Raw genomic sequence first — 15,492 nt, forward strand, 5'->3', positions numbered from 1 at the left:
GTGATTTTCGTTTAAAATAAATTCTTTGGAAGTTTTCTGATCAAAATTCCTGTCAGTACCCCAATGGCAATTCCCGCAATGGTTCCTGTGATCAAAAGAACCGGCACATAATAATAAATCCTTGCATTTTCCATCAGCAGCACTGCCACGGAAAGCTGCCCGATATTATGAGCAACGCCGCCTCCCACGCTGATTCCAACGACAGAAAATCCCCTGATTTTTCTTAAAATCACCATAACAAACAGACTCAGGATGCCTCCTGCCAGGCTGTACACGATGGTCATCGGATTCCCAAATAGAAATCCCGCCAGAAGAATTCTGACAACAGAAATCAAAAGGGTTCTCTGCCATGTAGTGAAAAACAAAAGCACCATAATCACAGCATTGGCCAGGCCGATTTTGACACCCGGGATTCCCACCGGAATGGGAATCAGCACTTCAATATAGGAAACAACCAGTGCAAGAGCCAGAAAGAGTCCGTCTGCCGCTATTCTTTTTGCATCCATGTCTTCCTCCTATTGTGTAATCCCATCCAATTCTGTGGTTCCTGTCTCTGAAGTAATCTCTATAACTGCCTTGTGAGGCAGGCAGACGATCGTCTCTCCTGTCTGACTGATGGCCGCATGATTTCTGCAGATCTGATCCGGGCAGTCCGCTTTACTCATCGTCACTTCTCCATTCTGGATTTTCATGACATTCGTTCCTTCTTCCACCGGAATCTCATAAGTCTGATCTTTTGAGAGATCTGTGCGGTACACTTCTTCCCCATCTACCGTTACAATAACCTGAGTTCCGTCATGCTGAGTCCAGCGTATGAACCCAAATCCTGCCAGTGCGATCAAAAAAACAATTCCAATCAGTATGAAATCTTTTTTCTTCATTTGTTTACCTTTATCTGTCCCAGGACTTCGCCAATCGGATCTGTAATGCAGAGATCTGCCTGTTTATCTCTTGATGTGGCATCCCGGTTCAGAACGACCAGATATTTCCCGCGGAAATAATCAATCATTCCCGCTGCCGGATAGACTACCAGAGAAGTTCCTCCGATAATCAGCATATCGGCACCTGCAATCGCATTGATCGCTCCCTGCATGACATTGCCGTCCAGACTTTCCTCATATAAGACTACATCCGGCTTGATCACCCCTCCACAGGCGTCGCAATGCGGCACTCCGTCAGCTGCTGCCACATATTCTGCGTCAAAAAATTTATGACATTTGACACAATAATTTCTGTGGACACTTCCGTGGAGTTCGTATACTTTATGACTTCCCGCTTTCTGATGCAGTCCGTCAATATTCTGTGTCACAACAGCAGTCAGTTTTCCTGCTTTCTCAAGTTCCGCCAGCTTCTTATGAGCCTTATTAGGCTTTGCGTCCAGAAACAGCATCTTATTTTTATAAAACTCATAAAATTCCTCTGTATGCTGTATATAGAAGGTGTGGCTTACCATAACCTCCGGCGGATACTTATACGTCTGGTTATACAAACCATCCGTACTCCTGAAATCCGGAATATTGCTTTCCGTAGACACCCCGGCTCCGCCAAAAAAGACGATCCTGTGGCTGTCATCTATCATTTCCTGTAATTTTAAGACTTTTTCCTGATCCATCTTTTCATCCTCCATTCTTATTCTTATATTACAGGAAAAGGGCTTCTTCGTAAAGAAGCCCTTTCCAAACTTTTTCTTATTTTTTTCTTTGCTTCGGTTCCAGTTTTCTCCAGACCGTCAGCATCATTGTCGTAAAACTTGCCACACCGCCCACAAAATTAGAAATCGGTTCAGACAAAAAGACTCCGTCTACACCAAGATTTCCTATATACGGCAGAATTACAGCCAGCGGAACCACAATAATGATCTTGCGGAAAATAGAGAAAAATGTCGCCTGTTTCGCCTTTCCCAATGCTACAAATGTAGACTGTCCCGCAAACTGCAGCGTCATAAAGATAAAACCGAAGAAATAAATATGCAGTGCCGGGATCCCCGCATCCATCAAATCCGCACTTCCGTTAAAGATATGGATAAATACCTCTGGAAACAGAATTACGCAAAGCCATGCCAGCGCCGTATAGGCCAGACAGAAAAATGTCATAAACTTTATGCTCTTTTTTACCCTGTCAAATTCTCCTGCTCCATAATTATATCCAAGCACCGGCTGTGCGCCATTGGTAATTCCCGTAACCGGCATGGTAAGAATGTCTCTCACGGAATTCAGGATCGTCATGACTCCGATATAAAGATCTCCTCCAAACTGCTGCAGCTGAGCATTGCATACAATCTGAACGGCTCCATTGGTCGCCGCCAGTGTAAAACCTGATATTCCCATGGCGGTAATCTCCCCTGCCAGTTTTTTATTAAAATAAAATTTTATTGGATTCAATTTTAAAATTGCCTTAGAACTATTTAAAAATTTCAGAGCAAAGACTGCTGACAATCCCTGGGAAATCACAGTTGCAATGGCCGCACCCTGAACCCCCATGCCAAACCCAAAAATGAAAACCGGATCCAGAATAATATTAGCCACGGCTCCACACAGAATTGTCATCATTCCCATTTTTCCAAATCCCTGAGAATTAATAAAGTTATTCATTCCCAGACTGATCATCACAAAGATCGTTCCCAGCAGATAAATCCTCAGATAATCTCTGGCATATGGATAAATTGCATCGCTGGCTCCAAATGCGTACAGCAGCGGTTTCATGAAAATCAGACATACCACCGTTAAAATGACTGCCGTGATCACCAGCAGGGTATAGGAGCATCTCATGATCTCGCCTGCCCGTTTGTTATCTTTTCTTCCTCTTGCAATGGAGCAGAGAGGCGCTCCGCCCATGCCAAATAAATTCGCAAATGCGCTTAATATCGTAATGATTGGAAATGTCAGTCCCAGTCCGGTCAGCGCCAGCGTCCCTTCGACCGGAATCCTGCCTATATAGATACGGTCCACAATATTGTACAGAAGATTGATGATCTGCGCCAGGGTCATGGGCAGCGCCATGCTCAGGATATTTCTCGGAATACTTCCCTTTGTAAAATCATTATCAGCTTTTGCCATGTTTCTCATTCCTTTATCATAAGTTCTTTAAGATATATTATGGCACTGAAAAACAAAGCCCGCAAGAGGAAGACAGATTTTATCTTACATATGCCTGGATAATACCGAGGAATGTTTCAGTTTCATTTTCCAAAGGTGTTATCTTGTATTTTCCTAATTTTGCCGGAATCATAAATGTCTCTCCATAATGCACCTCATAAGGCTCGAAACTTCCGTCTGTGCTTTCCACCAATGCGGCATCCCCTTCGATCAGATTCAGAACATTCACGCTTCCTTTTGTCTCCAGCTCAATGGTTTCTTTCAGCCAGTGACGCCTGGTTTCAATAAATTCCAGTTCATGAAGTCCGGTACGTTCCTCTTTATGAACACTATTTTCAGATATATCCTGAATCTGGTTGATCAGATTCTCTTTTACCCATTCGGTACTTCTCTCCAGCAGGATATTTTCTTTTCCGTGCTCAATGTGTACCGGCCGCGGTCTTCCGTCGAGACCGATCCGTCCCCAGTCCCATAATTTGAATGTAAAAATATACGGAGTCGCGCTGATTTCCAGAACCACAACATTAGAACCGCCGCAGTGAACTGTTCCGGCCGGAATCAGAAAATGGTCATGTTTTTTCGCCGGAAAACGGTTTACATATTTCTCATCCGGGAACTGATATTCACTTTTTTCCTGAGCTTTTTTAAGATCTTCGACCATATCATTCAGTTTTATGTTATCTTTTACCCCGAGATATACCGCTGCGTCCTCGCCTGCATCTAAAATATAATAGCTTTCATCCTGCGTGTAGTGCATTCCAAATTTGTCCTGAATATATTCAGTCAGCGGATGAACCTGAAGACTCAGATTGCCTCCTTCCATTGTATCCAGAAAATCAAACCGGATCGGGAATTCCTTTCCAAAACGGCTGTGGACTCTTGGACCCAGCAGTTCATTTGGAAATTGATGCACAAGGTTCAGAGCAGGTACTTCCACCCTTACATCTCCATATCTTAAATAAAGACTGTTTTCTTCCGGCACACCGTCAAACGCCCATCCGAAATTGTCTGCGTCCGGATCCAGTTGAAATTTTTCCTTCATCCACTGGCCGCCCCATACGCTGGCGTCAAAATACGGAACCAGCCGAAACGGCTGTTCCACTGCCTGAGACAGCCCATAACGGTAATCGTCTCCTGAAATCATCTTTGGATCATCCGGCACATTGGTATCCAGCAGAAAATCAATCTTCGGATACAGATTGTCTTTTAAGCGGTCACAGATTCTCCACTCAAAAAAATATCCTCTTTTATTTTTCTTTAATGGATCTTCTTCCTCATTGGATACTTTCCAGTTAGTTCCCCCTGCCCGGTATCTGCACTGACATTCCCATCTGGCAAGATCTGCGTAAATCAGGATATCAGCCTCTGCAATCAGAGAGGCACCTGTTCCGTAAATAACCACCAGACCTTTTGCCTGTTCTATCTGCATCCCTGCCTGATACAATGATCCCTTATCGTAAAACTTATCCAGTGTCTGATGTGACATTACACCGAATACCCTGTCATCGGTCAGATTCCGCTTGACCATTTCCGTGATCACATCTCCGTCAAACGCCAGATCATCCGCGAAAATTTCCAGTTCCGGCTGCAGTGCGTCCACCAGATTCGTTTTGATTTCTTCATTATGTACACCAATATAACTCTCAACTGCAATGATTGTTTTCTCTTTCCGGATATTTTTTTTGATTTCTTCCACGATCCGCGGATATCCTCTCCAGGCTCCGCTGTACTGATTTACTTTAATTTCAGGATATAAATCATATTTTGCCATTGTCATCCTCCTTAAGGCCGGTAATTTTTCCAGATACCGCTGTATTTCTGCGGCTGTGTTACAAATTCAAACATATCTTTGTTCTCCTGGAACTGGGTATAGATCGGTTTTCCCGGTTTTATCCGAAATTCTTTGTAGTTCCCTGCATTTTGTTCCACCAGATTCCCTGTTTTATATGCTGTATTTTTTGTCCATACGAGTTTTCCATCCTGGAATTTTGGAAAGAAGGCAATTCCATGATGCTCTCTGATATCATCATAATCAAATCCATAATCTCTTACACACCATGCTCCAAATGTCATCTTTCTTTCAGGATCTGCATTGATCGTTGCATGTGCCCAGAAGGGCGGAACAATGACAACTTCTCCTGCCTTTGCGTGAACCGCATAGCAGTTCCCCGCATCGTCTTTTGCCGATTCCTGCATATAGATCACTGCCTCTCCCTCCCATATTTCATACACTTCGGGTGTAGAACTTCCGCAGGATGGGCTTACCGCATGAATATGTCCCTGAGACCGAACCGGTCCGTCACCAATCTTTCCTTCAGCATATGTTACCGCACCAAATAATAAGTTCCTTTTTACAATCTCGTCTCTGTCTTCTTTCTTTCCTACATCCATGGAAATACAATATAAATTCTCGGGCCCGTCACAATCAGGATTCTCCAATGACTGTCTGATATCTTCCAGTCTTCGAATTTCCGGCACCGGACCATAAACATCTTCTCCATAAATAAAACCCAGTACATCATTTTTCGTACTGATATCAAGCCCCGGATAATATTCCATAATGCCTCCTTCCTTTATTATTTATATCGTTAGAATGATGTAACAATTACTCCTGTAATAAAAGAACACTCTATTTTGTGCTCTCTTATCTATTGTTATAACATTATATTAATTCATGTTCCGTCATTTGTCAACTCATTTTTTCATTTGAATATAATATGCATAACGATCGCCCCGGTAATATCCGATGGTATATTCTACAATATTATGGTCTGCGTCATAGGAAATACGGATTCTTCGGAGAATAGGCTGTTCCTTCCCGATTTCCAGGCTGGCGCACAGTTCTTCATCCGGCATCATACAGTCAAATTTTTCCGTTACGCTGACCGGCTCGCATCCTTTTTCTTCCAGTATCTCATACAGACTTCCTTTATACAGATCATCCTTTAACGGCAGATTTAATCTCAGAGACAGATAGGTTCGAAATACAACGATCGGAATCCCATCCCCGGTACGGATTCGGTCCAGCCGGTACACCGGTGTTTCCGGATCCACATGGAAAATTTCCGCCACCTCCGGACTGGCCTCCTCAATCGACAGATGCGCCGATCTTGTGCCGGGTTCCATATTCCTGTCCAGCATTTCATTGGTAAAACTTCGGATTTTGGTCAGGTATTCCTCAATTTGCTTCTGATAGATTACTTTAGTTCCTTTTCCTCTGGCCCGCTGTACCATTCCATCTTTTTCTAATTCCTGAATGGCCTGTCTCGCTGTAATCCGGCTGACATCATACATTTTCTGCAGTTCTGTCTCACTTGGAATGTAATCGCCGTAATCATATTCTTTTTTTAATATTTTCTCTTTTAATATGGCGCTGATCTGCAGATAAAGCGGCGCAGCGCCTCTGGATGTATCTAATTTTTTCACAAGAAACTCCTTCATTTTATATTGTTATAACAATATAATAAACAAATTTTCCCTCTCTGTCAACTTTACATTTCGAAAAAAGGGCTTCCGCCAAATCCGCTCTCCTGTCCATGGATTTTGGCAAAATGCCCTTTTATCTACAATGCTGTGATTTCTTTCATCACGCGAAACGCCTGACTCATATCTTTTCGAATCAGTGTTTTCTGCATGTCATAAATCTTTCTATATTTCACAGTGTTTTCAGGTCTTGGCTTATAAGTTTCCTTCACCTTCAGGTTATTTTCAAATGCGGTTTTCAGATCCCCTATATCTCCCACTGCATAAGCTGCCGCTGCGGCATCCGTCAGCACGGCTCCTTCTGCCGTTTCCAATGTTACGACCGGACAATTCATCATATCAGCTTTGATCTGGTTCCATCTTCCGGATCTGCTGCCTCCTTCTGTTACCGTGATCACATCCGGGATAATACCGCCTCCCTTATAGGCGTCCGTCACTCCCATATAGTCGTAGCCAATGGCTTCCAGAACGGCGTTCCATAAGATTCCCTGGTCTGTATCCATCGTCATGTTCAAAAAGCACGCTGATACATCCTGCATATCATCCATTCCCCCTGTCAGATATGGAAGAAACAGCACACCATTGGATCCTGCCGGCACCTGCTCAGCTTTCTTAGTAAGTTCATCAAAATATGCGCCATTTCCAGTTTCCCCACATACATTATCACGGAACCACCGAAGCGCCAGACCTCCAGTCCGTATATATCCCCAGTAGAAATATGTATTTTCCAGAGTCCCGCTGTTAAAGATCAGCTGGTTTTCCGGACGGCTCAGTTCCGGCTTAATCCCGTCTGTTGCGATACAGAACATGGCACAGGTTCCGGCAACATCTGCAGCCTTGTTTGTCTCTGTAACACCGCATCCAATCATGGACTGCATGGTATCTCCCGCTCCCGCGCAGATTGGAGTTCCGGCAGCAAGTCCTGTTTTTTCAGCAAATTCTTCTGTAAGATTTCCGATGATGTCCCATGGTTTTTTTATCGCAGGCATCATTTCTTCCGGAATTCCCAGGATCTCAAGCTGTTCTTTGGACCATCGTTTCTCCAGAACACAATATCCAAGACCCCATCCCGACATAGTGCCCCAGTCAATAAACGCATCCTCTGCCTTCAGGCCTGCCAGATGGGCCAGAATATACGGCGCATTATGAACAAACTTTTTTCCGCGTTTTTTATATTCCTCACAGTTTCTCATCATCCAGCGGGCAAACATAGCCGGAAACATACAGTTTGGCTGTGGATTTCCCGTTTCTTCTGCCCAGATGTCCAGATTTTTGGCGCATAATTCTTCTACATCTTTTTGCGTTCTGGAATCCAGATAATTGATATACGGCGTGACTGCCTGAAAATTCTCATCCACACCTACGATTCCGCAGATAATACCATCTCCAAAAACAGCCCGGATTCCGGCAGGATCTTTCCCCATTTTCTTCATCTGTTCCGTACATCCCCGGATCCCGGCTGCCGCCGCTTCCAGGTACTGGTCCGCATCCATTTCCACCCATCCAGGATGAGGATAATAAAGTTCTGTGGGATTCACACAGGATGCCACACATTTCATGTCTTCATCATAGACTGCGACTTTTACACTCTGTGTTCCCGCATCAAATCCCAGATAGTATTTTTCCATTGCAGACACCTTCTATTCTTCAATCTGACGGATCAGCTGTACCATCTCGATTGCAGACAGCGCACAGTCATAACCTTTATTTCCTGCCTTTGTTCCGGCACGCTCAATTGCCTGCTCGATATTTTCTGTTGTCACAACACCGAACAGTACCGGAATGCCGGTTGCCAGAGATACCTGGGCAATTCCCTTGGACGCCTCATTGCACACATAATCATAGTGGCTGGTTGCTCCGCGGATTACAGTTCCAAGACAGATAACAGCATCATATTTCCCGCTTTTCGCCATTTTGTCAGCAATCAGCGGAATCTCAAAAGCTCCCGGAACCCATGCTACGTCAATGTCATCTTCTTTCACATCGTGTCTTTTCAGACCATCCAGAGCGCCGGATACCAGTTTCGATACGATAAATTCATTAAATCTTGCCGCAACGATTCCGACTTTAATGCCTTCTGCTACTAATTTTCCTTCTAATACTCTCATTTTTATCTCCTTTTCTGCTTTTATTTATATGTGGTCATATGATGCATTTTTTCCTGCTTTGTCTTCATATATTTCTGATCATAGTCTGTCAGTTCTATCTGAATCGGAACTCTCTCCACAATCTCCAGTCCGAATTCGCTTAATCCTTCGATTTTTGTTGGATTGTTGGTCAGAAGACGAAGTTTTCTTACTCCCAGATCCCATAAAATACTGGCTCCCACGTCATAGGTTCTAAGGTCTTCATCAAATCCCAGCGCCAGATTCGCCTCAACGGTATCCATTCCCTGATCCTGGAGAGCGTATGCCTTCAGTTTATTAATCAGGCCGATGCCTCTTCCTTCCTGGCGCATATACAGGAGGACTCCTCTTCCTTCCGCTTCGATCTGACGGAGCGCCTGATGCAGCTGTTCTCCGCAGTCACACCGCAGAGAGCCAAAGGTGTCCCCTGTCAGGCATTCAGAATGAACACGGCATAAGACCGGTTCACCGTCTGCAATGTCACCTTTTACCAGCGCAATATGGTGTTCCCCTGTTTTTGGATTTTCATATCCATGGGCTGTGAATGTTCCGTATTTGGTCGGCATCGGCGTAACCGCCTGGCAGACCACATCAACTTTGTTAATTTTTTTCATGTTTCTATCTCCCTTCTAAAACCCTGCACGAAGCAGAGTTTCCATCGTAATCCCTGAAGTCTTTTTTTCCTGTTCCTTCGGAGTCTGCAATAATTTTTCCACATATTTTCCAACCATATCATTTTCCAGATTGACTCGATCACCGATCTTTTTACTGGCAAAATTTGTATGTTCCATCGTATGAGGAATCATAGACACTGATATGGTATCCTCTCCCAGTTCCGCAATGGTCAGACTGATTCCATCCAATGCAATGGAACCTTTTTCCACGCAGTAACGCATGACCTGCGGCGGCGCTTTGACCGTAAACCAGACGGCATTGTCATCCTTCTTTTTGCTGATCAGCTCTCCTGCTGCATCAATATGGCCTGCCACCATATGACCGCCGAATCTCCCATTGGCCGCCATGGCCCGTTCCAGATTTACCCGGTCGCCTTTCTGCAGGCTTCCCAGGCTGCTTCTGTGAAAAGTTTCATTCATTACATCCGCCTGGAAAACATTTCCGCTGATATGACTTGCTGTCAGACAGACACCATTGACTGCTACGCTGTCACCTAATTTAAGATCGTCAAAGATCACGTTTCCTTCTATGGTAAGAACTGCCGCCTGGCTTCCTCTTTTTAATGATACAACCTTCCCTAGTTCTTCTATGATTCCGGTAAACATTTTTTCACCTTTCCTTCCAGCAGCACATCCTCGCCGATTTTCTTCATCTTAATATGTTCCAGTATCAGCGCCTCGGATAATTTCCCAATTCCTTCTCCTTCCACCGGAGTTTTCGCAGATTCCCCGCCGATGATCTTCGGAGCTATGTAGGTATGTACATAATTAACGCAGCCGCTTTTAACCAAAGCCTCATTTAAAATTCCCCCGCCTTCGACCAGAACACTGTCAATCTCCTGTTTTCGAAGTTCTCTTAAGACTGCTTTTAACGATACATGGCCTTTTTCTTCCGGCAGGTTCCAGACGGAACATCCGGCCTGTTCCAGACGTCTGATCTTTTGCAAATCTCCGGAACATATGGCAATGATCGTTGGAATTTCTTTTGCTGTCTCTACCACTTTTGCCGTCTCAGGAATCCGAAGCCGGGAATCACAGATAATTCTCACAGGATTGTTTCCATTTTCCAGCCGGACATTCAGCATAGGATCATCTGAAATTATAGTTCCGATTCCTGCCATAATCGCAGCATAACGATGTCTCAGCCGGTGGGTATGTCTCCTGGCCTCATCTCCGGTAATCCATTTAGATTCTCCTGTTCTGGTGGCAATCTTTCCATCCATGGTCATGGCATATTTCAATGCTACATACGGCATATCATGCTGGATATAGTAAAAGAAAACATCATTTAATTCTCTGCATTCTTTTTCCATAATGCCGGTCATAACTTCAATTTCATTATCTTTCAGAATTTCCGCTCCTTTTCCTGCTACTTTCGGATTCGGATCCAGACATCCGATATAGACTCTTTTGATTCCGCTGCGGATGATTGCATCTGTGCAAGGCGGCGTCTTCCCATAATGGCAGCATGGCTCCAAAGTCACATAGAGATCCGCCCCTCTGGGATCCTTTTTACAGTTTTTTAAAGCATTTCTCTCCGCATGGAGTCCGCCGATCTTTTCATGCCATCCTTCTCCAATGATCTCACCTTCTTTTACAATGACGGCTCCTACCATCGGGTTTGGATTGGTCCATCCGGCTCCTCTCCTGGCAATCCAGACTGCCCGTTCCATAAATTTTCGTTCCAAATGCCTTCATCTCCTTTATCTTTTTCTGTTCTAAAAGGAACTTTTTATGATAAAAAAAAGAACAGATCCCAAATTATCTTCAGGATCTGTTCTTTATTCCTCTGCCAGTTTAGCATCATAAAGTTATATACAGCGCGCTTTCAGGGATCATCTTTATTTCATAGCAACACGATTTCCTATGGAATAAAAAAATCCTGGAATTACAAATAATTCCAGGACATATGATCTGCCTTGCGCTTCTCAATCTTCTTCCATCCAGACTATACTGTCGGCTCCGGAGTCTCACCGGATCATGCCTTACGGCTCGCGGGCTGTACCGCCGGTAGGGAATTTCACCCTGCCCTGAAGATACTATTCAATTCACGTATAACAATAGCACGACTCTTCTATACTGTCAACCCCTGTTTTTTCCCAAAACTTCCACTTAGAGTGAAAAAGCCTGATCCAGTACCTGCCGAAGTCCTTCTCTGTCATTTATATCCGTCACATAATCTGCTGCCTTCTTTACCTCTTGTGAAGCATTTCCCATGGCAACACCAAGACCGGCATACTGTATCATGTCAATATCATTGTGACCATCTCCAAATGCGATGATCTCTTCTCTTGTAACCCCGAACACATGCTCCAGCATATGGACCGCGTCAGATTTTGATGCCTTCATGGACATGATTTCAAGATATGTATCCTTGGATTTATAAATACGGATATCCGGAAATCTTTCCTGCAGCTTCTTTTCCAAAACTGTGATGCTGTCTGCCGGCCCCATACAAAGAATCTTGTGGACCTCTTTCATTACCTCTTCATCCTGGAAAGATACTTCTTCCGCCCTGACTCCTGTAATCTTCATCTCCTGATCTACCCAGTATTCTTTCAGATCTTCTGCCATCCATCTGTCATTAGAATATACATTGACTGAAACATCCGGTGTGATTTCAGGAATCGCTTTGCAGATTTCCTGAGCTTCCCCGTCTTTCAGCGCTACACTGTAGATTGGTTTCTCGTCCCCATCTACAACCAGAGCTCCGCTGTAACAGATCATCGGATTACGGCTTCCCAGTTCATCCCTTATGGCTCTCATTCCTTTCGGCATCCTGGCAGATACAAGAACGAACGGAATTCCATGGCAGTTCATATCCATGATTTTCTCTCTGGTCTTTTCCGGAATCTGATGTGATGTGTTTAAAAGTGTCCCGTCAATATCGCTGAATACAGCTTTATATTCCTTACCGTACAGCATGTCTTCCTCCTTTTTTGTTTCATTGGTTTTATTTTACAAGAAAGCAGCGAATTTGTAAATCGATCCGCTGCTTTCCCTTATTTATATCATTTGGTTCAAAGAACTCATCTGTCACTGTTCTACAATCCTGATGATTTTTTCTACATTTGCTTTCCCATTCTTAAAAGCAAGGCCTGTGACCGCACAGAACACAACGCTCACAGCAGCCAGAATCACCCCGATCACCCCTATGATCTGATATGGCATTCCACTTTGCAGATTTAATGCCCAGTATGCGACTACAACTCCGATGGAGGATAAAATAATGAGATTACGCATCCATTTTTTCAGGTTATTTAACATTTTTGTCTGATATTCGATTTCTTTTAACTGCTGCTGTTTCGTCTGCACTGTCATTGTGACCTTCCTTTCTTAATATTTTAATCCTGGATTGAAGAATCCAACTAAAACTCCAACGAATGCGATAACAACTAAAATCAGCATGGTAACAACCGGAGAAACTCTCTTCTTAGCCATCAGCCACCAGCAGAAGATAACAAATGCGGCTGTCAGGCATCCCGGATATACAGAATCTAACTGTTTCTGAAGATTCAGGAATTCTTCTCCTGCGTCATTTACCAGATGGAAAGATGTTGTTACAGATACCCATGTAGATGCTACAGATCCTACAACCATGGTTCCAAGCATTACGATAGACTCTCTGATTGCCGTCGCTCGTTCACCGACCAGCACGTCAACGGCTTTTCCACCAAGTTCATAACCTTTTGTGTACAGGAATTTCATTCCTAATGTTACGATCAGGTTCCATGCAATGATGTAGAAGATCGGACCTACAACAGATCCGCCTGTGGACAATCCTAAGGCAATTCCAAGTAAGATTGGGATCAAAGTACCAACAACCAGGGAATCTCCGATACCAGCAATCGGTCCCATCAGTCCGGCACGGATACCATTGATCGTCTCTGCGTCTACATCGTCATTTCCATTTGCTTTTGCTTCTTCCAGACCTGCTGTGATACCTACGATCACGGCTCCGACCTGAGGCTCTGTATTGAAGAAAGCGGTGTATGTATTCATTGCTTCTTTCTGTTCCTCTTTGGTGTCATATAATTCTTCCACCAGAGGAAGCATTGCACACAGATAACCAAATGTCTGCATATGTTCCTGTGAGAAACATGTCAGATTTCCATAATACCAGTTACGGAATGATTTATTTAACGCTTTTTTAGATAGCTTTTTCTCTGCCATATTATATTTCCTCCTCATCGTCATCATCATCGATAGAGCCTCCGGAAGCTAACGCTGCTTCTTTTGCCCTGATTCCGATCATCTTAATGTTGTAGTAAATGATTGCGAACATTCCTGCAACAACAGTTACAGATACCAGATTCAGTCCCATACTTGCTGCTAATGTGAATCCGAAGAAGAATGGAATGAAATCTACCGCTTTTTCTACAACCTGTTTTAACAGGATCGCAATTCCGACACAAGGGAGCATGCTTCCTACTGTAAACAGTGTTTTCATTGCAAGTCCGTCCATCGGCAGAGCTGTTTTGATTGCTTCTACAACCGGTACTCCTAATTTACACATAACCAGTGCAGGAATGAAACTGCAGAGAATATGTGAAATCCAAGGAAGTCCCATATTTACAAGATAAAGTTTCTTAAAGTTTCCTTTTTCAACGGCTTTCCATCCGATATGCTGCCATACCAGGTTGATGGTTGCTGTTCCATAGAATAATACAGTTCCCAGAGTTCCTACCATGGCTCCGAAAGATGTTGCCATTGCGATTCCTTCTTCAGAGGAAGCACTTAATCCGTAAGAATTCAAAGCTAACATTGCCAGCGGGATACCGATATAAGATACGGCACGAACATCGGCAGATACGGTTCCGCCTGGTGTTACCAGCGCAATATATACAACCTGCATTGCGGCACCTACTAATACACCGGCCTGAATATCACCAAGAACGATACCACAGACAAGACCCGCAACTAATGGTCTTCCTAATGTGTAGTTACCAATAGAGGTACCTCCCATTCCAGGCATACTTGATAAGCAGGCAAAAATACCTAAGATTGCCGCTTGTAACCAACTGATCGTCATAATTCATTCTCCTCTCTTTTAGTTAAAACCAAACTGTCCTCTAAATTTATCCCAGGTTCCAATGGATGCTTCCTTGATCAAAGCGAATTCTACTTCATATCCTGCCTGATAAATTGCTTCCAAAGCTTCTGCTTCTTCCTGGGTAATAGACTGATTATTTCCAAGTTTTACAGCTCCCGGACGGTCATTACAAGGACCTACAATGACCTTCTTTACATCACTTGGAACAAATCCATCATCTACAAGGATTTTTTTCATCTGAATTGGATCTTTTGTGATCAGGAAATAATTATCCTTGCTGTCCAATACTTTCTGGCATTTCTTCTTCCATGCCTCATATGTCCATACAAATGTTTTTTTAGAGCTGGCACTCTTATATGCCATTTTTAATGCCTGTGTGGTTGCTGCCTTATCATTTACAGCTACTAATCCGTCACATGGATACTCCAAAGACCATCTTGTTACTGTCTGACCGTGGATCATACGGTCGTCGATTCTTAAAAATGATACTGACATTTCTTTTCCTCCTTAGATATCATCCTCATCATCCTCATCCTGAGGTTCTACTACAAATTCTTTTACTGCATCTTTTGCCTCGTTGATCAGGTTCTCTCTCAGCATGTCCATATCTACCGCGTCTTTCATAAGTGTTGCTGTCAAAGCCATTGCCAGATTCATGCCTCCAAAGATCACGGTCTTATCCAGCATTCCTTTATTGGAAATCTGCTCCATAGCGTTTGTTAACGGAGAACCTCCGATCAGATCCCCCAGGAGAATGATCTCATCCTCTTCTTTGATATGACTGATAGCATCTGCAAATTTCTTTGCAAATTCTTCCGCACTCATTCCATCTTCAAGTCCAACAGCGATGATCTCTTTCGCCTGTTCTCCCGCAAGCATCAGCATAACGCTCTTCAAGCCTTCAGCAAACGTTCCATGGCTGACTAACACAAGATTTTTCATCCTCTTCTCCTTTCTTCTTCGTATTTCTTATTGACAATGTCATCTTACCAATTCCATAAAAAAAGGACATCTGCAAATTGTCATCAATTACAATTTACAAATGCCACTTTTTATATGAC

The 15,492-nt window shown here is 43.6% G+C and carries 17 protein-coding genes, 1 pseudogene and 1 riboswitch; all 18 genes and pseudogenes read right to left on the bottom strand.

Going from position 1 to position 15,492, the window contains the following annotated elements; all coding sequences use genetic code 11:
* Positions 1-11: 11 nt before the first annotated feature.
* The 18 genes and pseudogenes from JMF81_RS02765 to JMF81_RS02850 all read right to left on the bottom strand — a co-directional run bounded on the left by JMF81_RS02765 (position 12) and on the right by JMF81_RS02850 (position 15,373).
* Positions 12-506: a Gx transporter family protein gene (locus JMF81_RS02765; protein ID WP_201309933.1), complete on the bottom strand. Its 495-nt coding sequence runs from the start codon at positions 504-506 to the stop codon at positions 12-14.
* Positions 507-515: 9 nt separating this feature from the next.
* A complete protein-coding gene (locus tag JMF81_RS02770) occupies positions 516-881 on the bottom strand; it encodes a NusG domain II-containing protein (RefSeq protein ID WP_201309934.1) in 366 nt (121 codons plus the stop codon).
* Entirely contained in the window at positions 878-1,612 is a 735-nt protein-coding gene (locus JMF81_RS02775) for an NAD-dependent protein deacylase (RefSeq protein ID WP_201309935.1), read from the bottom strand. The genes JMF81_RS02770 and JMF81_RS02775 overlap by 4 nt, the downstream gene beginning before the upstream one ends.
* A 76-nt stretch (positions 1,613-1,688) precedes the next feature.
* Positions 1,689-3,056, bottom strand: a complete 1,368-nt coding sequence (locus JMF81_RS02780) for an MATE family efflux transporter (protein ID WP_201309936.1) — start codon at positions 3,054-3,056, stop codon at positions 1,689-1,691.
* Positions 3,057-3,135: 79 nt separating this feature from the next.
* On the bottom strand, positions 3,136-4,866 hold the full coding sequence (locus JMF81_RS02785; protein WP_243282523.1) for a class I mannose-6-phosphate isomerase: 1,731 nt from the start codon (positions 4,864-4,866) through the stop codon (positions 3,136-3,138).
* Between the two features lie 11 nt (positions 4,867-4,877).
* Positions 4,878-5,654: a glucose-6-phosphate isomerase family protein gene (locus JMF81_RS02790; RefSeq protein ID WP_201309938.1), complete on the bottom strand. Its 777-nt coding sequence runs from the start codon at positions 5,652-5,654 to the stop codon at positions 4,878-4,880.
* 135 nt (positions 5,655-5,789) lie between these two features.
* Positions 5,790-6,521, bottom strand: coding sequence for a GntR family transcriptional regulator (locus JMF81_RS02795; protein ID WP_201309939.1), 732 nt, complete (start codon positions 6,519-6,521; stop codon positions 5,790-5,792).
* Positions 6,522-6,658: 137 nt separating this feature from the next.
* On the bottom strand, positions 6,659-8,206 hold the full coding sequence (locus JMF81_RS02800) for an FGGY-family carbohydrate kinase (protein WP_201309940.1): 1,548 nt from the start codon (positions 8,204-8,206) through the stop codon (positions 6,659-6,661).
* A 12-nt stretch (positions 8,207-8,218) separates the two neighbouring features.
* On the bottom strand, positions 8,219-8,686 hold the full coding sequence (gene ribH / locus JMF81_RS02805) for a 6,7-dimethyl-8-ribityllumazine synthase (RefSeq protein WP_201309941.1): 468 nt from the start codon (positions 8,684-8,686) through the stop codon (positions 8,219-8,221).
* A gap of 20 nt (positions 8,687-8,706) precedes the next feature.
* Positions 8,707-9,282 (bottom strand): annotated as a pseudogene (gene ribA, locus JMF81_RS02810) (GTP cyclohydrolase II); the annotation flags it as partial.
* A gap of 51 nt (positions 9,283-9,333) precedes the next feature.
* Entirely contained in the window at positions 9,334-9,984 is a 651-nt protein-coding gene (gene ribE / locus JMF81_RS02815) for a riboflavin synthase (RefSeq protein ID WP_201309943.1), read from the bottom strand.
* Positions 9,966-11,051 carry a bifunctional diaminohydroxyphosphoribosylaminopyrimidine deaminase/5-amino-6-(5-phosphoribosylamino)uracil reductase RibD gene (gene ribD / locus JMF81_RS02820; protein ID WP_201309981.1) on the bottom strand — a complete coding sequence of 362 codons (1,086 nt, stop codon included), beginning with the start codon at positions 11,049-11,051 and terminating at the stop codon, positions 9,966-9,968. Before ribD ends, ribE begins: the two co-directional genes overlap by 19 nt.
* A 254-nt stretch (positions 11,052-11,305) precedes the next feature.
* Positions 11,306-11,420, bottom strand: a riboswitch (FMN riboswitch).
* 70 nt (positions 11,421-11,490) lie between these two features.
* Positions 11,491-12,303, bottom strand: coding sequence for a Cof-type HAD-IIB family hydrolase (locus tag JMF81_RS02825; protein ID WP_201309944.1), 813 nt, complete (start codon positions 12,301-12,303; stop codon positions 11,491-11,493).
* A 111-nt stretch (positions 12,304-12,414) separates the two neighbouring features.
* Positions 12,415-12,699 (bottom strand): hypothetical protein, encoded by a 285-nt coding sequence (locus tag JMF81_RS02830; protein ID WP_201309945.1) that lies wholly within the window; start codon positions 12,697-12,699, stop codon positions 12,415-12,417.
* A 15-nt stretch (positions 12,700-12,714) separates the two neighbouring features.
* Entirely contained in the window at positions 12,715-13,551 is an 837-nt protein-coding gene (locus JMF81_RS02835) for a PTS system mannose/fructose/sorbose family transporter subunit IID (protein ID WP_201309946.1), read from the bottom strand.
* Between the two features lies 1 nt (position 13,552).
* Positions 13,553-14,410, bottom strand: a complete 858-nt coding sequence (locus tag JMF81_RS02840; RefSeq protein WP_201309947.1) for a PTS mannose/fructose/sorbose/N-acetylgalactosamine transporter subunit IIC — start codon at positions 14,408-14,410, stop codon at positions 13,553-13,555.
* Between the two features lie 18 nt (positions 14,411-14,428).
* Entirely contained in the window at positions 14,429-14,926 is a 498-nt protein-coding gene (locus JMF81_RS02845) for a PTS system mannose/fructose/N-acetylgalactosamine-transporter subunit IIB (RefSeq protein WP_201309948.1), read from the bottom strand.
* Between the two features lie 12 nt (positions 14,927-14,938).
* Positions 14,939-15,373: a PTS sugar transporter subunit IIA gene (locus JMF81_RS02850; protein WP_201309949.1), complete on the bottom strand. Its 435-nt coding sequence runs from the start codon at positions 15,371-15,373 to the stop codon at positions 14,939-14,941.
* Positions 15,374-15,492 lie beyond the last annotated feature (119 nt).

Source organism: Anaerostipes butyraticus (assembly GCF_016586355.1).
GTDB lineage: Bacteria > Bacillota > Clostridia > Lachnospirales > Lachnospiraceae > Anaerostipes > Anaerostipes butyraticus.